A 16962-nucleotide genomic window follows, 5' to 3' on the forward strand; every position below is an offset into this window, starting at 1 on the left:
AAGGATGCTCCATGACGACCGTCTCCCGCCAAGCAACGATAGACAACGCCCTCGGCTATCTCGATGACGGTTCCTTCGAAGAAACCTTGCGCCGGCGCGTGGCGATCCCGTCCGCGAGCCGCGTCGCGGCCAACAAGCCGGACCTCTGGCGCTACGTCACCGAGGACATGCGGCCCTTTTTCGAACGGCTCGGCTTCACCACCAAAATCTACGAGAACGACACGGCACCTGGCCCGTTTCTGCTCGCCGAACGCATCGAGGACCCGCGCTTCACCACCGTCCTGCAATACGGCCACGGCGATGTCGTCGCCGGCCTTGACGGCCAATGGGAGACAGGCCTCTCGCCCTTCGAGATGACCGAGAGGAACGGCGCCTGGTATGGCCGCGGCACCGCCGACAACAAGGGCCAGCACGCGGTGAACCTCGCCGCGGTCGAGGCGCTGCTCGCGACAAGGGGTTCGCTCGGCTTCAACCTCAAATATCTGATCGAGATGGGCGAAGAGTCCGGATCGCTGGGACTCGAGGAAATGTGCGCGGCGCATCGGGACGAGCTGAAGGCGGACGTCTTCATCGCCTCCGACGGCCCGCGCCTCGCGCTCGACCGCCCGACCATCTTCCTCGGCGCCCGCGGCGGCATGTCCTTCCATCTGGAGATCGACGCCCGCGAAAGTTTTCAGCATTCCGGCAACTGGGGCGGCATCCTCTCCAATCCCGGCATCGAACTCTGCCATGCGATCACCGCACTCGTAGGCCGTACCGGCCAGATCAAGGTGCCCGAGATGACGCCGGGCTCGATTCCGGAAAACGTCCGTGCAGCACTGAAGCACTGCCACATCACGCCCGCCGCCGGCGATCCGCCGATCGAGCCCTGGTGGGGCGAGCCGGGCCTGACGCCGGAGGAGAAGGTGTTTGCCTGGAGTTCTTTCGAGGTCATGGAAATGGAATGCGGCAACCTCGCCCAGCCGCTCTATGCCATCCCGCCAAAGGCCCGCGCCCGCATGCAGCTTCGTTTCCCGGTCGGCGTCGATCCGGATGCGGTCGTCCCGGCCGTCCACAAGGCGCTGAAGGATGCAGGTTACGACCGCGTCGTGGTCAAGGATCCGACGGACGCGAGTTTCCCCGCCAGCCGTCTCGATCCAGATCATCCATGGGTCAGACGCGTTGCCGCTTCGATTGAAAAAACCGTCGGCGCGCCGCCGGCGATCCTGCCCAATCTCGGCGGCTCGCTGCCGAACAACATTTTCTCGGATCTGCTCGGCCTCCCGACCATCTGGATCCCGCATTCCTATCCGGGCTGCCTGCAGCACGCGCCGAACGAACACCTGCCGATCTCGATCGTCCGCGAGGGGCTGGCGATGATGGCCGGGCTCTATTGGGATATCGGCGAGACTGCGGCGTGATCTTCAGCTTCGGCGTCAGGGTCTACGCACGGCGCCGCTTGCAATGACAGGACCGGTCGCTACGCCGGTCGGCGAGCCGCCGAGCGGTTCGAGGCTGACGGCAAGCGTCGCGCCCTCGGTCAGGTTGCGACGCAGATCGGCAGGTATCACGAGCTCTCCTGCCTGATCCGGCTCGAAGACGCCGAGAGACAGCGTTTTGCCGCTTCCGGGCACCAGCCAGAGCTCCAGCGACTTCTCTTCGCGTCCGCCGGCCGCGACCGGTACGATCCGCAAACGCCCGTTTCCAGCATCGTAGGAGGCAAGCAGGTTGATCTGGCTATCGGTCGAGGACAATTCCGCCACCAGCGGCGCATATCCCTGCGGACGTGGGATCACGCCCGATGCATAGACGACGGCAGCCACCGCAACCGCCGTCGTGGCAAATGAGAGCCGTCGCCAGAACAGCGCGGAATTCCACAGACCCCATGAGGACGGAGCAACCCGGGCGGGGCCGAAGAGCCGCGTTTCGATCCGGCCGAAAATCGCCTGGCTCGGCGCCACGTCCTCGTAGTCTTCGTTGAATGAGGCGAGGTCTGCCTGCCACCGTTCGACGATCCGGGCAAAAGCGCGGTCATTGGCGATCCGCTGCTCCACGGCGCGGCGGGCCTCGAGCGACAGGACGCCGAGCACATACTCGCCGGCCAGGATCTCGTCCTGCGGCCGCCTGCCCTGACTTTGTTCGCCCGACGTCATCGCTCCATGCACTCTCTCAATTTGAGAAGGCTCCGGCGCAGCCACGTGCGCACCGTATTCAACGGTACCTTCAATTCTTCCGCCAGTTCAAGATAACTCAAACCTTCCACATAGGCACGTCGAACCGCACGCGCATGCACCGAGTCGAGCTCCTCCATGCACCTGTCGATGCGACGGCCTTCATCCGCATTGGCCACCTGCTGTTCGGGATCGAGCGTGCCGTCGTCGGCAAGGTCGTAGGCGTCGTCAAGGTCCTCTGTGACAGGCTTCCGGGCTCGGAGGATGTCGATCGCGTGGTTGCGCGCGATCGCCGCCAACCAGGCAAGGGGCGAACCGGTATCCACGGCAAAAGTCCTGGAGCGCTGCCAGACCCTGACATAGATTTCCTGGAGCGCTTCTTCCGCGTCGGCCCTGTCTTTCAAGATACGCAGGCAGATCGAAAATAGTTTCGAGCTCGTCGCATTATACAACGACGCGAACGCTTTGCGATCACCCATCGCCACGCGATTGACCAGAGCCGCGATCTCATTGCTTTGCATTCGGAAAAAACCTCGCCGTCCCCATCTATAGAGAACGCAGATCTCAAAAAACAAGGCGCCTTCGTCGCAAAACCCGCGGCTGGGTCTTCCATCTCCTCGCAGCCGATATCCCGCGCTGCCTTTGCCTCGTCGGGATCACTGCTGCTCGCCGGGTATCAGGCGGCGTCGAGGGCCGGCACCGCCCGCCGACCCTTCGGAAAAGGCTTGAAGGTCAAGGCGATCAGGAAGGCGCCAATCCCGATCCCCCAGGAACCGACATAGAGCCATGTGTAGCTGGCCAGTGTGTCGTAGATCAGTCCTCCGGCCAAGGGGCCGGTCGCCATGCCCAGACCGCCGGCCATTGCCGTTCCGCCGATCACGGTGCCCATCATCCGCATCGGGAAATTCTCACGGGCGATCACCGCATAGAGCGGCATGACGCCGGCATAGATGAAGCCGAACAGGGCGGCGACCGTATAAAACGATCCGAGCCCCTGCGCGAAAACATAGGCCAGCGCCCCGAAAGCCTGGACCAGCAGGCCGAGAACGAGAACCTGCTTGGCGCCGAACCGGTCTCCAAGAATGCCGAAGACGACACGCCCGCCCATGCCCGCCAGTCCTTCGATACTATAGATCGAAACGGCCGCTATCATCGGGATGCCGCAGGTCACCGCATAGCTCACGGTGTGGAAGATCGGGCCCGAATGGGTGGCGCAGCAGAAGAAATTGGTAAGCAGCAGGATGATGAACTGGGGCGATCTCAACACCTGCGCCGTCGACATGGACGACTGAAGTTCGCCGTCGGCGGGGGCAGCGGCATCGCTTTTTCCCGGAGCCGGGGCACGCCGGACCAGGAAAGAAACCGGGATCATCACGACTGCAACGAGTATGGCGATGATCTGCAGGGATGTTCTCCAGTCGTAGATCGACACGAGCCACGCCGCGAAGGGCGACATGGTCATCGGCGCCATTCCCATGCCGGCTGAAACCAGCGAGACCGCGAGGCTTCGATGCGTGTCGAACCAGCCGGTGACGCAGGCCATCATAGGCGCGAAGATTGCCGCGATCGCCGTGCCAACGGCGAGCCCGAAGATGAGCTGGAAGGCCACCAGCGATGTCGTCAGGCTTGCCGATGCGAGACTGGCGGCAAGCAGGACCGAGCCGGCAAAAACGATGGGACGCGGCCCCCACCGATCGAACAGGCTGCCCCAGGCGATGCTGGCGAATGCCATCGCGACAAAACCTATGGTCATCGCGCTCGAGACGCCGGTGACCGACCATCCGGTGTCGCGCGCGATGGGCAGGAGGAAAACGGGCAGGGAAAACATCGCTCCGATGGCGAGGCAGCCAAGCAGGCCGCCAGCCGCCACGATTACCCATCGATATTGAATATTGGTCATCTTCGTCTCCGTTTGCAGCACCCGGCAGCCAGCCATCGCGTCAACGATGTTGACCGCGCTGCCCGGAAATTCCGGTGTGTCAGAAAGTTCTATTGTCCGGACAGGTCCTCGATGGCCGGCTCCGGTTCCGATCGAAGCCTGCCTGTTCTTCCGAGGCCTGCCTCAGTACTGATCGTGCCGGCGCACCCACGCCATCGGGTAATCGAGGTCGTCCTCATCACGGCCCTTCGGCACGAGATCCAGAAAATGGTAGGCGCCGTTGAGCATGTCGACGCCGCGCGAGTAACAGGAATAGGTGTGGAACACCTCGCCGCTCTCATCCCGGTAGAAGACGCTGATGCCCACTTCTTCGGATGCGTTGCTCGGCTGGACCTTGTAATTGTAATAGGCCATGCCCTTGGGGAGATCTTCCGGCCTCACCGACACCTGATAGTCGAAATTGAAATCGCTGCCATGTGAAGAGAACCACGGGAAGTTCCAACCCATGCGTTTCTTGTAGGCGTCGAGCTTGGCAAGCGGAGCCCGCGAAATGGCGACGAAGGTCACGTCGCGATGGTTGAGATGAACCGGGATGCCGTTGAAATTGTCGGCCCAGAACGAACATGACTTGCATGCCTCCTGCCAATCGGGGCCGAACATGAAGTGATAGACGATCAGTTGCGAGCGGCCGTCGAAAAGATCCGCCAGCGAAAGCTCGCCATCCGGTCCCTCGAACCGATAGGGTTTTTCGACCCTTTCCCAGGGCATCGCCATCCGGCGGCGGGTCAGCGCATCCCGTTGACGCGTGAATTCCTTCTCCGCGGCGAGCAGATCAACGCGAGCCTTCAACCATTCTTCCGGCGAAACGACTTGATTTTGCATATCAACCTCCTGTTTGTTGGAATGCAGCTTGATGGTCGAGGGATAGACTAGGGCCGGATATCGAATGGTGAGAGTGACAAGTGTGACGGGATTCCGATGGACTCGCTGATCACCGCCGCGGCGCGTGCGCTCGCCTCGGGCGATCCCCTTGGTGCGTTGAAACGGGTGGCCCTGCGCGACGATGCGGCTGCGCTCGCCCTCAGAGGCATCGCCATGGCGCAACTCGGCGATCTCGTCCGGGCAAAGGCCCTGCTCAAGCGCGCCACTCGTGCGTTCGGCCCCAAGGAGACGATGGCGCGCGCAAGATGTGTCGTCGCCGAGGCGGAGATCGCGCTCGTCTCCCGCGATCTTGCCTGGCCGGTAAAGGCCCTCGACGCCGCACGGGCAACACTCGAAGCGCATGGCGACAGGGTAAACGCCGCTCATGCGTTCACTCTGGAGGTGCGGCGCCTGCTGCTGATCGGCCGTCTCGACGAGGCCGAGCGGAGGCTCGCCGCCTTCGACCCGCCTCCGCTTCCGCCCGCATCGAGAGCTGCGTATGAACTGGTCGTTGCAGGCGTCGCGCTCCGGCGCTTGCGGATAAAGGCGGCCCGCGCCGCGCTCGCTCGCGCAGGACAGGCGGCACGAGAAGTCGACATTCCCCCGCTGACCGCAGAGGTCGAAAGCGCGGCGCTTGTCTTGGAAACACCTGCGGCGCGGCTGGTGGCGCGGGGAATCGAACGTCCGATCCTGCTGGAGGAGGTCGAAACGGTCCTCGCCTCGGGCGCGCTCGTGGTGGATGCATGCCGCAACGTCGTGCGGATCGGCGACACGCAGGTAGCGCTCTCGTCGCGGCCGATATTGTTCGCGCTTGCCCGCGCCCTGGGTGAGGCCTGGCCGGGCGACGTGCCGAGAACCACGCTGCTCTACCGCGCCTTTCGAGCCAGGCACGCGGATGAATCGCATCGCGCCCGGCTGCGGGTGGAAATTGGCCGGCTGCGCCTTGAGCTTCAGACGCTGGCGAATGTCACGGCGACGAAGAGAGGTTTTGCGCTGTCGTCGCTTGGAGATGGAGCAGTCGTCGTACTGGCGCCGCCTGTGGACGAGCAGCATGCGGCGGTGCTGGCCTTTCTTGCGGACGGCGAGGCCTGGTCGAGTTCGGCGCTGGCGATCGCGCTTGGCGCCAGTTCCCGCACCGTGCAACGGGCACTGGACCAGCTTTTGGCAGCCGGCAAGGTGCAATGGTTCGGCCAGGGGCGGGCGCGCCGGTGGATGGCTCCCTCCGTGCCGGGGTTCCCGACAATCTTGTTACTCCCAAGTCCGCTCCCCAACGACTAGGATGAGCGCATGAAAAAATCTCAAGCCGAAATAATCCGAGAATACGGGCCCTTCCCTGGGATAAATGACGTGCATGGCGTCACCTTCGATGGCCGGCACGTCTGGTTTGCCTCAGGAGACAAGCTGAACGCCCTCGACCCGGCGAGCGGTGAGACGGTGCGCTCGATCGATGTCGCCGCGCATGCGGGGACTGCCTTCGATGGCGAGCACCTGTTTCAGATCGCCGAGGATCGTATCCAGAAGATCGACCCGAAAACGGGCCGCGTGCTCGCGACGATCCCGGCACCCGGGAATGGCGGCGATTCCGGGCTCGCCTGGGCCGAAGGAACGCTCTGGGTCGGTGAATATCGTGGTCGAAAGATCCATCAGGTCGATCCCGATACGGGCAAAATCCTTCGCACCATCGAGTCCAATCGCGTCGTCACCGGCGTCACCTGGGTCGACGGCGAGCTCTGGCATGGCGTCTGGGAAGGCGACGAGGGCGAAGTGAGGCGCATCGATCCGCAAACGGGAAACATGCTGGAAACGCTCGAAATGCCGCTGGGGCTGGGGGTATCGGGTCTGGAATCCGATGGCGCCGGTCAATTTTTCTGCGGTGGCGGCAGCAGCGGCAAGGTGCGCGCGGTACGGCGGCCCGGATAGGGCTTACGGCCAGTTCGAAAGCATGCTTTTCATCGCACGCAGCAACGCCGTTCTGCCGATCAACCCAAATCGTCCCTGATGCAGGCCTTGAAGTGTCCTTTCGTCCCTTCCCTGAGTGGCGGCACGACACCCGCGCAGGCTTCGATCGCAACCGGGCAACGGGTACGAAAGACGCAGCCGCTCGGGGGATTGGCGGGGCTTGGAATGTCACCTTTGAGGATCTGCCGGTTCGCATGACGCGAGGGGTCAGGCGACGGAACGGCCGAAAGCAGGGCACGCGTATACGGATGCTGCGGGCTGGCATAAAGCTCGCGGCTCGGCGCCATCTCCATGATCCGCCCGAGATAGAGCACGATTACCGTATCGGCGACATATTCGACCACCGCGAGATCGTGCGCGATGAACAGCATGGTCAGGCCGAGCCGCATCTGCAGATCGCGCAGCAGATTGACGATCTGCGCCTGGATCGACACGTCGAGCGCCGACACCGGTTCATCGGCGACGATCAGCTCAGGCGCAAGCGTCAGCGCCCGGGCGATGCCGATGCGCTGGCGCTGGCCGCCGGAAAACTCGTGCGGGTAGCGGGAAATCGCATCCGGCGGCAGATCTACCGAGGCGAGGGCCTGGGCAGCTTTTGCGGCCCGCTCCGATCTGCTGCCGACCCGCTGGATATCCAGCCCTTCCGCGAGGATCTCGCCGATCGTCATCCGCGGCGAGAGGCTGGCGAAGGGGTCCTGGAAAATATACTGGACCCGCGCATGCAGGCTGCGGAGTTCGCGACGCGTCAGGCTCGTCGTTTCCGAGCCTTCGAAACGGATACTGCCGGAAGTGGGTTCGATCAGTTGCGCGACCATGCGGCCGATGGTGGTCTTGCCGCTGCCTGATTCGCCAACCAGCCCGACGACTTCGCCACGTTTGATGTTGAAGGAGACATCCTGGACGGCGCGGACGACCGGCCCGCGGGCAAATGCCACTGGGGCAAAATCCTTGCCCAGCCGGCTCACTTCGAGGAGAAATTCCTGTGACATCGGTCAGATCTCCTGCCATCGAATGCAGCGGCTGAACTGTCCCTCGCCGGCGTCTGCCAACGCCGGGTAGGCTTCTGAACAGGCCTCTATGCGGTAGGGACAGCGGGGAGCGAAAGGACAGCCTGACGGCAGGTCCATGAGGCTCGGAACCGACCCTGCGATGGTCGGCAGCGGGGTGCCCGCCTCCCTGAGAAGCGTCGCGGTTCCAAGCTGCGGCACCGAACGCATCAGCCCCTTGGTATAGGGATGACGCGGATGGGAGAAAACCCGCGCCACGCTGCCGGTCTCGACGAGCGAACCGGCATACATGACAGCCACGCGGTCGGCGATCTCGGCAACGACCCCGAGATTGTGGGTGACGAACAACATGCCCATGCCGCGTTCCTTCTGCAGCCGGCCGAGCAGGTCGAGGATCTGCGCCTGGATGGTCACATCAAGGGCTGTCGTGGGTTCGTCGGCAATCAGCAGCGTCGGATTGCAAGCAAGCGCCATCGCAATGGTCGCTCGTTGCCGCATGCCGCCGGAGAGTTCGTGCGGATACTGCCGGGCGCGTCGGTGCGGATCGGGAATGCCGACATCCTCCAGCCGCTGGATGGCGTCCGACAAGGCCTCCCGATGGGATTTGCCCATATGGATGCGGATCGGTTCGGCAATCTGTTCGCCGATCGTGAAAACCGGATTGAGACTGGTCAGCGGCTCCTGAAAGACGATGCCGATATCATTGCCGCGCACCCGGCGCAGGGTGTCGCCGCCAATAGTCTGCAGTTCGACGACTTCGCCCGTCTTGCGCTTCAACCTGAGCGTACCCGCAGCGATACGGCCAACACCGCGCGGCAGAAGACCCATGATCGACAAACTCGTCACCGACTTTCCCGAGCCGGATTCGCCAACCAGCGCCACAGTTTCTCCCGTCGCCACGGCAAGGCTGAGGTCCCGCACGGCGACGATCTCCCGATCGCCGATGCGGAACACCGTCTTGAGCCCGGAAATTTCGAGGATCGGCTGTGCACTCATCGTCAATCCAGAAGGCCGGTTTGCCGCAGGATGCCGTCGATGACGGCCGCCTCTTCGTCGTTCAGGGATCGTTGCGGGCGGGCCATGACATTGGTGTCGATGACCCCAAGCCTGCGCATGGCAGTCTTGAAGGCCCCCACTCCGGCCGAGCCCGCACTGGTCCGGCCCAGGCTGACCCAGACCATCTCGAAAAGCCGGCACAACCGTTCCTGCTCCAGTCGCGCACCGGCAAAATCACCCGCCTGGCAGAGGTTCCACAAGCGGACATAACCATGCGGATCGACATTCCCGAGACCCGGAACGATGCCGTGCGCGCCCATGTTCACGACGCTGTCGGCGACGATCTCGGATCCCGTCATGACGAAGAAATCCGGCAGATCGGCCGTGTCTGCCATGACATAACGAAGATTGCCGTCATCGCCGCTCGAGTCCTTGACGCCAACGATCGTGCCTTCGCGGGCAAGCGTCACGGTGGTCCGGCGTTCGAGCTTGGTATGGACGCAGACAGGGATGTCGTAGGCGATAACCGGCATGTCGACCGCCTCCCGGATATAGCGGAAGTGATCGATGGTCTCGGCCTGGTTTGTCCGGGCATAGAATGGCGCCGTGACGACAACAGCGTCGGCGCCCGCCGACTGCGCCACCTTTGCATGAGCGATCACGCGCTCGGTTGTGGGGTCGATCACGCCGACCAGGACGGGCACGCGGCCGCGCACCTGTTCGACCGCATGTTCGATGATGCTGCGGCGCGTGGCTTCGTCATGGAACACGACTTCGCTGGTGGAGCCGAGAACGAACAGGCCATGCACGCCACCATCGAGCAGATGGTCTATGACACGCGTGAAGGAAGGATAATCCACCCCGAAAGTCGTGGTGAGCGGGGTGACGACGGGCGGAATGACGCCGGTGAAGAGAGGCATGTTCAACCTTTCACTTGAGTTCGGAGCGTGGATCGAAGGCATCGCGAAGCCCATCGCCCACGAAGTTGATGGCGAGAACGGTCAAGACGAGCGCTCCGCCCGGAAACATCCATTGCCAGGGGTAATTTTCGAGCACATGCGTGGCGCGGGCAGCATTGAGCATATTGCCCCAGCTCGCTTCCGGGGGCGTGACCCCGAGACCGAGGAATGAGAGACCGGCCTCCAGCAGGATCCCGCTTGCCACCTGCAGGGTGGCGTAGACCACGAGAATATCGATCGTATTGGGCAGACCATGCCGGATCAGCAGGTGCCAGAGGCCGGCGCCCATGCCCCGGGACGCCACGACGAAGTCGCGTTCGCGCAGTTCCAGCAGCCGGGCCCGTACCATGCGGGCGAGAACCGGCCACGACAGCAGCGAAATCACGAAGATGGTCGGCATTATGCCGCTGCCGACGATCGAGGCGAGAACCAGGAGGAAAATGACCGGCGGCAAGGTCATCGCTAGATCGACGAACCGCATCGTGGCGCCATCCACGAAACGTCCGGCAAAGCCGGCGATGGCCCCGAGGAAGAAGCCGAGGAACGTGGAGATCGCCATCGACACGGTCGCCACCAGAAGCGAAATCCGCCCGCCCTGCAGCAGCCGCGCCATGATATCGCGCCCTACGCCGTCGCTGCCGAGCCAATGGGCCGCCGACGGCCCCTGGTTCATCGCCAGCAGGTCGATGTCGTTGGGCTTGTAGAGCCACCAGAGATCGTAAGTGAGCGTCAGGACCAGGATCGGGATCAGGATAGCCAAACCGACCACGGCCGCGCCGTTCTCGAAAAAGCGGGAAAGTGCGCGTCGGATGGGACCGGCGGAGCCGGCATGTGTCACGCTCGCCATCTCATGCCACCTTGATGCGCGGATCGACAGCGGCATAGGCGATGTCGGTGAGCAGGTTGACCAGGATGACGCAAGCACCGGTCAGCAGCGTAGCGCACATGATGACCGGGTAGTCCCGCCTGACGACGGCGTTGACCATCAGCAGGCCCATGCCCGGCCAGTCGAACACGCTCTCGATGAAGATCGCCCCCCCGATGGCCATGCCGATCGTGGAGCCGATCAGGGTGATCACCGGCAGCAAGGCGTTGCGAACCGCATGTTTGACGATGACCCAGAACTCCCGGACGCCCTTGGCGCGCGCCGTGCGCACATAGTCCTGCGACAGAACTTCGAGCAGGGAGGAGCGCATGTAGCGCATGATCAATGCGCCATGGCCGATCGAAAGCAGGGCGGCGGGCAGGATGAGGTGCGCCAGCAAATCGCCGACGGAGAAAGGCGCACCCGGCGTCGACATGCCGCCAGCCGGCACCCAGCGCAGATTGACCGCGAATACGTAGAGCCCGAGAAGGGCGGTCAGGAAAGCCGGACTTGAAATTCCGACGAAAGCCACCGTCGAAAGTGAAAGATCGGCCAGCTTGTTGCGGCGGACGGCCGCAAAGATCCCGGTTGTGATGCCGACGACCACTGAGATGACAAGCCCACTGAACATCAGCAGGATCGTCGGGCCGATGCGGCTCAAGACAAGCGGCAGCACCGCTTCGCCGTTATACTGGATGGAATAGCCGAAATCCCCCGTCAGGGCCGCGCCGAGCCAGGCGAAATATTGCACAGGCAGCGGCCGCTCGAGACCGAGCCGGGTGCGCAGCATCTCGAGATCGGACGCGGAAATCGGGACAGACGGATTGATGTAGGCATCGATCGGATCGCCGGGCGTCAGCCGCAGCAACGTGAAGATGAGAACCGTCAGGGCCAGCAGCATCAGCAGGCCGACAGCCGTACGGCGAAGGATGTATTGCAGCATGTTTTCACCAACAGGGTCCGCAGGAGATGCGGTCGGGCTTGCCCGCCAGACCGCATCTCGGCTTACGGGCACATCACGGAGCGAGATCCCATTTTTCCGGGTGGGAGACGAACGGGCCGCCGCCTGGAGCAGGCGTCCAGAAGAAGTCCTTGAGCTTGCTGGACACGACCCCATAGCGGCTCGCAACCCACATCGGCCCCCAGGGAAGCGCAGCATTCATTTCCTTGCAGACCTTCTGCCACCTGCCGTCGGCCTTGGCCGGATCGGTTTCCCCCATCGCCGCATTCAACGCATCGGTCAGCGGAGGCATTTCGACGCGCATGATGTTGTTGCCGGACGGAGGTGTCTGTGCGGCATTCAGCCCGACATTGAGCGATCCCGGATTGGGGCCGTTCTGCAGCCCCGCGTAGATCAATGGGAAGTCCTGCCACTTTTCGCTTCGCACGATGCCGTTGTAGCTCGGAACGTCGAGCGCGCGCGGAACCACGTTGACGCCGACCTGCGCCAGCATGGCCTGCATAGCCGCCATGACGTTGGCGACCTGCGGCGTATTGTAGTAGGTCAGCCACGGAATCGGCTTGCTGCCGTTGATCTTCTCCCAGCCCGCCTCCGCCAGCAGGTCCTTTGCCTTTTGCGGATTGTAGGCATAATCGGCCATATCCTTCGCAAGAAGCTGCGGCGCGACATAGCCGCAGTTGGCGAGTTTGGCTGCACCCCCGAAGAGGCTCGAGACGATGGCGTTCCGGTCGATGGCGTGCATGACCGCCTGGCGAACGCGAAGGTCGCTCCAGATTCCGGCGCGGTGGTTGAAGCCGATATAGTTCACCACATAGGAATCACCCTCGATGACCCGGAAACCGCCATTGCCCTTGAACGTCTTGGCGTCGTCGGGTTCGGCGAAGGTGAACTGGATCTCTCCCGCCCTGAGGGCCGCGACGGCCGCCGCCGGATTGGCGAAATAGCGGTTGATCAGGCGATCCGCCTTCGGCTTTCCGCCGCGATAGCCATCATAGGCAGCCAGTTCGACATACTGATCGCTGACATGCTTCACGAACTTGAAAGGACCGGTTCCGACCGGTTTGGTGGACCACCACGCGCTCTTGGCGACCTCCTTGACGTTCACGGACGACAGCGCATGCTGCGGCAGCATCATCAGCTGCGACAGAACGGAAAGGAATGCAGAGTTCGGCTTGCTGAGCTTGACGACTGCCGTGCGCGCATCCGGTGTCTCGACCGATGCGATATCGGCAAGCCGCGCGGCAAAAATGGCGCCGCTCTCGGCGTTCTTTGCAAGCTCGAGGGTGAACTTGACGTCGGCCGAGGTGAAAGGCGTGCCATCATGCCAGTTCGTCTGGGCGAGCTTGAACGTGTATGTCAGGTTGTCCTGGCCGAGGGCGAATTCGGAAGCCAGCGCGCCGGTAAGCTTCGATAGATCGGATGTGTAGATGACCAGCGGCTCGAAATAGGTATTGAGCCAGGTGAAGCCGGCTGTTGCAGTCAGCGGGTTGAAATTGCCCTGGAAACCGCCTGGACCCACGTCGAACCCGCCGACAATGGTCTTGCCCGTCTGCGCCTGGGCCGTCGCGGGCACCATTGCGGCAGTCGTGGCAAAAAGCAAAGCTCCCGCCGCCAGAAGGCGACCGAAATTCCGTCGATGCATGCTCTCCTCCTCTTTTATATTTCGACTATCGCTAAACCGGATCGACCTCCTCGGGCCGGTTGATCGCGATGACTTTCCGGATGCCGGAATAGTGTGCGCTCAGGCGCTTGCGGCCCGCTTCGACATCTCTCGCCGCCACGGCTTCCGCAATCTCGTGGTGATCCTGCCAGGTCGCCAAGGGCGTGGGACTTGCGAGATTTGCGAAGCCCGAAGCCTTGTAGAAGGCAGACCAGAAGATATCGATCAGTGCGCTCAGCATCTTGTTGTTCTGGCAACGGAACAGAAGCTGATGAAATTGCTGGTCCTCCTCGGCGAAGCTTTCGCCGCGCTCAGCGCGCTGGCGCATGCGATCTGTAAGGCGTCGAAGCTCGGCCACGTCATCGTCGCTGATCATCTCGATGGTCTTGTCGATAAGGCCCGTCTCCAGTACGCGACGGATCTCCAGCAATTCCTCCACATCACGCAGCGACGCCTGCAGCCCATAGGCGAGATTGTCCAGAAGCGGCGCGAACGAGAATTCCTTGACGAAAACGCCAATGCCGCGCCGCGTTTCGAGGATGCCGACGGATTCCAGCGCCTTGATCGCTTCGCGAACCGAATTGCGCCCCACGCCCAATTGGTGCGCCAGGAAAGTCTCCGGCGGCAGAGCCGCGCCGGCCGTCAGGTCATTGTCCTCGATATAGCTGCGCAGGCTTTCCTGCACGCTGACATGCAGAAGCGGCGGGCGCTCAAGAGGTTTTATGGGCTTGGCCAACACTGCTCCATGCACATTTCGACAATCAACACGATTGAGGTATATCGACTTGTAGGATATCTAGCAAGTCGATAAATTCCAGATAGCGATTGAACGGGTCCGGCTGGGATGGATTCGGTTTCAGCAAAAGGGGAGGCGGAGTGTGGGAACCACGAAGTTTGAGCGGCGGAATGACCGCTGGGGCCGCATTCGCGGAAATTGGGCGACACTCTTGCTACCGATCAATGAAGACGATTCGATCGATTTCCCGCGTCTGGCCAGTGCGATCGACCGGCTGATTGCCGCCAGGGTGGACGGCATCTACTCGAACGGTACCGCCGGCGAATTCCACAACCAGACGGAAGCGGAGTTCGACCGGATTCAACAAGTGTTGGCGGACCGCTGCAGTCCTGCAGCGATGCCATTCGTCATCGGTGCATGTCAGCCCGATCCCCGCATATCTCTGGACCGGGTACGCCGGGCGGCGGCGCTCAAGCCGGAGGCAATCCAGGTGATCCTTCCCGACTGGTGGCCCGTGACGGCCGCGGAGGCGGTCGACTTCCTGCAGATGGCCGCTGGCGCTGCCGGCCCGGTGCCGCTGGTGCTTTACCAGCCGCCGCATGCCAAGCGCGTCTTTGCCCCGGAGGAACTGGCGGCAATCCTTTCAGGCGTACCGCAAGTCGTGGGTATCAAGCTTGGGGATGGCGATGCATCCTGGTACGATCAGGCCCGCAAGCATCTCGATGCGTGGGGAATTTATGTCCCGGGGCATCATCTTGCGACAGGCGTCAAGCAGGACGTTGCGGTCGGGGCCTTCTCCAACGTTGCCTGCCTCAGCCCGTCCGGAGCACAACGATGGACCGCGTCGATGGCCGACGATATCGACCGGTCGCTTGATATCGAGCAGCGGCTGCGCACCTTCCTGGATGACCACATAGCGCCCTTTGCCAGGGTGCACGGATATTCCAACGCGGCGTTGGACAAGCTCCTGGCTGCGATCGGAGGATGGGCGGAGATCGGCACCCGGCTGCGTCGGCCTTATCGCTGGATCGATCCGTCGGTCGTTTCCGCACTGCGTGAGAAGGCCAGGATCGCCCTTCCCGAGATCATGCTCTGAAACGTCGAGGTGGCATCGTGACACGACCCAACATCCTGATGATCATGACGGACCAGCAGCGTCGCGACACGCTCGGCATCTATGGCTGCGACTGGATTCCGACACCGCACCTCGACCGGCTGGGCCAAGCCGGAGCGGTATTCGAGCACTGCACGGTCGACAATCCGATCTGCACCCCTTCCCGGGCCAGCATCTTCACCGGCAAACCCGTGCCGGATCATGCGGTCCAGCGGGTGCATGACAACCTGCCGCTGGACGAAGTGCTGTTCACCGAACGGCTGCGGCGGGAGGCCGGCTATCGGACCGCGCTTTTCGGCAAGCTGCATGTCAGCAGCCGTATTCAGGAAGAACGGCAACGGCATCCGCATGACGGCTTCGACATCTACGAATGGTGTCTTGAGCCATCGGTTTCGATCGGCAGCCCCTTCAACGGCTATGCGGCCTGGCTTCGCGACACGGCGCCGGATTTCCTCGCTGCCCTCCAGCGCAATGGCCGAAAGGAACTTCATCACCCCGAAGCGCAGCACATGAGCAAGTGGGCGGCTGACCGGACCATTGCCTTCATCCAGTCGATGAAAGCAGAGAGGCAGCCCTTCTTTTGCCTGATGAGCCTGTTCGACCCTCACGACCCCTATGCGGATTACCCCCTCACCTTCAAAGATTGCATAGATGCAGCGAGGATTCCGGAACCGGTGGTCTCGCGCACGATACAGCCCGGATGTGTCCGCCAGGAGCAGCAAGGTTCCTATCTCGGACGTTTCTCAGACTTCTCTTCGGAGGAGATCCGCAGGATCCGTCTCGGTTATGCCGCTTCCATAACCTTTCTCGATAAGCAGGTCGGCCGCGTTCTCGCGGCGCTGGACGAAGCGGGGATGACCGACGACACGCTGGTCTTATTCCTATCCGACCATGGCGACCAGCTTGGCGATCACGGGCTTTTCGTCAAGGGAGTTGCGCTCTACGAACCTACCGTCGGAGTGCCGCTGCTGCTGCGTTGGCCGGGCCACGTCAACGCCAGCACCCGTTGCACCGCGCTTGCGCAAGGTCGCGACGTGGCGGCCACGTGCCTCGCAGCAGCGGGCCTCGACACGCAATCCTGCCCGGAAAGCGAGGATCTGGTGGTCATGGCATCACGGAATGTGGCGCGGCGCAGCAGCGCGATCTGCGCCTACCGCAACTCCGGTGTCAACGACAGCGGTAGTTTCTGGGATCCGCCGATGCGCGCGACCATGGCCCGGGACCAGCACTTCAAGCTGACGCTCTATACGAGCGGAGGATCGAGCGAGCGGGAGTTGTTCGACCTTCAGACCGACCCGCAGGAGACCGTCAATCTTTCGGGGGATCCAGCCCACGCCGCGACCGAACTCATGCTGCTTGCCGAAATCGCCGCATTCCTGCAGGCGGAAGCCGCGGCAGCCCCACCCCGCGCAACATCGTCCACGCCGAACGCGGCCCAGCGGCTGCAGAACAGGATCAAGTAGGCATCAGCATACAATCCCGCGCCGGTTCTCCTCCGGTTGCCGTATCGCAGTTGGTCGCGGGTTCGGGAACGCGATCGGTAGTTGGGCGGGCATTTGCCGTGCGAACTGGGGCGTCGGGCTTAGAACGCAAAAAGCCCCACGAGGGGGCTTTGTTATCTATGGGCTGAGTTTTTGGAATTTGGTTGCGGGGGCAGGATTTGAACCTGCGGCCTTCAGGTTATGAGCCTGACGAGCTACCGGGCTGCTCCACCCCGCGTTAAGCGTAAATCCCTGCGGGATTTATCGCGGTGCG

General features: G+C 62.8%; 16 protein-coding genes and 1 tRNA gene. 5 read left to right on the top strand and 12 right to left on the bottom strand.

The window, feature by feature from the left end:
• The first annotated feature begins 11 nt into the window (after positions 1-11).
• Entirely contained in the window at positions 12-1400 is a 1389-nt protein-coding gene (locus tag C5J24_RS29500; RefSeq protein WP_105423143.1) for a M20 family metallopeptidase, read from the top strand.
• Between the two features lie 15 nt (positions 1401-1415).
• On the opposite strand, the gene C5J24_RS29505 is transcribed toward C5J24_RS29500, so the two are convergent.
• The 4 genes from C5J24_RS29505 to C5J24_RS29520 all read right to left on the bottom strand — a co-directional run bounded on the left by C5J24_RS29505 (position 1416) and on the right by C5J24_RS29520 (position 4911).
• Positions 1416-2132: an anti-sigma factor domain-containing protein gene (locus tag C5J24_RS29505; RefSeq protein ID WP_105423145.1), complete on the bottom strand. Its 717-nt coding sequence runs from the start codon at positions 2130-2132 to the stop codon at positions 1416-1418.
• Positions 2129-2671: a sigma-70 family RNA polymerase sigma factor gene (locus C5J24_RS29510; protein ID WP_105405342.1), complete on the bottom strand. Its 543-nt coding sequence runs from the start codon at positions 2669-2671 to the stop codon at positions 2129-2131. The genes C5J24_RS29505 and C5J24_RS29510 overlap by 4 nt, the downstream gene beginning before the upstream one ends.
• Positions 2672-2826: 155 nt before the next feature.
• Complete coding sequence (locus C5J24_RS29515) at positions 2827-4050, bottom strand: MFS transporter (protein ID WP_105423147.1); 1224 nt, start codon at positions 4048-4050, stop codon at positions 2827-2829.
• 162 nt (positions 4051-4212) lie between these two features.
• Complete coding sequence (locus C5J24_RS29520; protein WP_105423149.1) at positions 4213-4911, bottom strand: thioredoxin family protein; 699 nt, start codon at positions 4909-4911, stop codon at positions 4213-4215.
• Between the two features lie 96 nt (positions 4912-5007).
• Here C5J24_RS29520 and C5J24_RS29525 point away from each other — a divergent pair, with 96 nt between their 5' ends.
• Both C5J24_RS29525 and C5J24_RS29530 read left to right on the top strand, forming a co-directional pair.
• Entirely contained in the window at positions 5008-6228 is a 1221-nt protein-coding gene (locus tag C5J24_RS29525; RefSeq protein WP_105423151.1) for a helix-turn-helix domain-containing protein, read from the top strand.
• 9 nt (positions 6229-6237) lie between these two features.
• The gene (locus tag C5J24_RS29530; RefSeq protein ID WP_105423153.1) at positions 6238-6870 is read left to right on the top strand and encodes a PQQ-binding-like beta-propeller repeat protein; all 633 of its coding nucleotides are present in this window, start codon (positions 6238-6240) and stop codon (positions 6868-6870) included.
• 59 nt (positions 6871-6929) lie between these two features.
• Here the strand turns inward: C5J24_RS29530 and C5J24_RS29535 are convergent, their stop codons facing one another.
• The 7 genes from C5J24_RS29535 to C5J24_RS29565 form a co-directional block, all read right to left on the bottom strand.
• Complete coding sequence (locus C5J24_RS29535; RefSeq protein WP_105423155.1) at positions 6930-7898, bottom strand: ABC transporter ATP-binding protein; 969 nt, start codon at positions 7896-7898, stop codon at positions 6930-6932.
• Between the two features lie 3 nt (positions 7899-7901).
• Complete coding sequence (locus C5J24_RS29540) at positions 7902-8912, bottom strand: ABC transporter ATP-binding protein (protein ID WP_105423157.1); 1011 nt, start codon at positions 8910-8912, stop codon at positions 7902-7904.
• Between the two features lie 2 nt (positions 8913-8914).
• Positions 8915-9832 carry a dihydrodipicolinate synthase family protein gene (locus C5J24_RS29545; RefSeq protein ID WP_105423159.1) on the bottom strand — a complete coding sequence of 306 codons (918 nt, stop codon included), beginning with the start codon at positions 9830-9832 and terminating at the stop codon, positions 8915-8917.
• 10 nt (positions 9833-9842) lie between these two features.
• Positions 9843-10754 (bottom strand): ABC transporter permease, encoded by a 912-nt coding sequence (locus C5J24_RS29550; RefSeq protein WP_205836988.1) that lies wholly within the window; start codon positions 10752-10754, stop codon positions 9843-9845.
• The gene (locus tag C5J24_RS29555; protein WP_105405333.1) at positions 10720-11679 is read right to left on the bottom strand and encodes an ABC transporter permease; all 960 of its coding nucleotides are present in this window, start codon (positions 11677-11679) and stop codon (positions 10720-10722) included. Before C5J24_RS29555 ends, C5J24_RS29550 begins: the two co-directional genes overlap by 35 nt.
• 73 nt (positions 11680-11752) lie before the next feature.
• Positions 11753-13339, bottom strand: a complete 1587-nt coding sequence (locus tag C5J24_RS29560; protein WP_371674852.1) for an ABC transporter substrate-binding protein — start codon at positions 13337-13339, stop codon at positions 11753-11755.
• A 31-nt stretch (positions 13340-13370) separates the two neighbouring features.
• Positions 13371-14093, bottom strand: a complete 723-nt coding sequence (locus tag C5J24_RS29565) for a FadR/GntR family transcriptional regulator (RefSeq protein ID WP_040125455.1) — start codon at positions 14091-14093, stop codon at positions 13371-13373.
• A gap of 187 nt (positions 14094-14280) precedes the next feature.
• On the opposite strand from C5J24_RS29565, the gene C5J24_RS29570 reads away from it, so the two are divergent.
• Positions 14281-15189, top strand: coding sequence for a dihydrodipicolinate synthase family protein (locus C5J24_RS29570; protein WP_105423179.1), 909 nt, complete (start codon positions 14281-14283; stop codon positions 15187-15189).
• Positions 15190-15206: 17 nt separating this feature from the next.
• Positions 15207-16670: a sulfatase gene (locus C5J24_RS29575; protein ID WP_172724183.1), complete on the top strand. Its 1464-nt coding sequence runs from the start codon at positions 15207-15209 to the stop codon at positions 16668-16670.
• Between the two features lie 179 nt (positions 16671-16849).
• Here C5J24_RS29575 and C5J24_RS29580 read toward each other — a convergent pair.
• A tRNA-Met gene (locus C5J24_RS29580) sits at positions 16850-16926 on the bottom strand.
• Positions 16927-16962 lie beyond the last annotated feature (36 nt).

It is taken from the genome of Neorhizobium sp. T25_27, assembly GCF_002968565.1.
GTDB lineage: Bacteria > Pseudomonadota > Alphaproteobacteria > Rhizobiales > Rhizobiaceae > Neorhizobium > Neorhizobium tomejilense.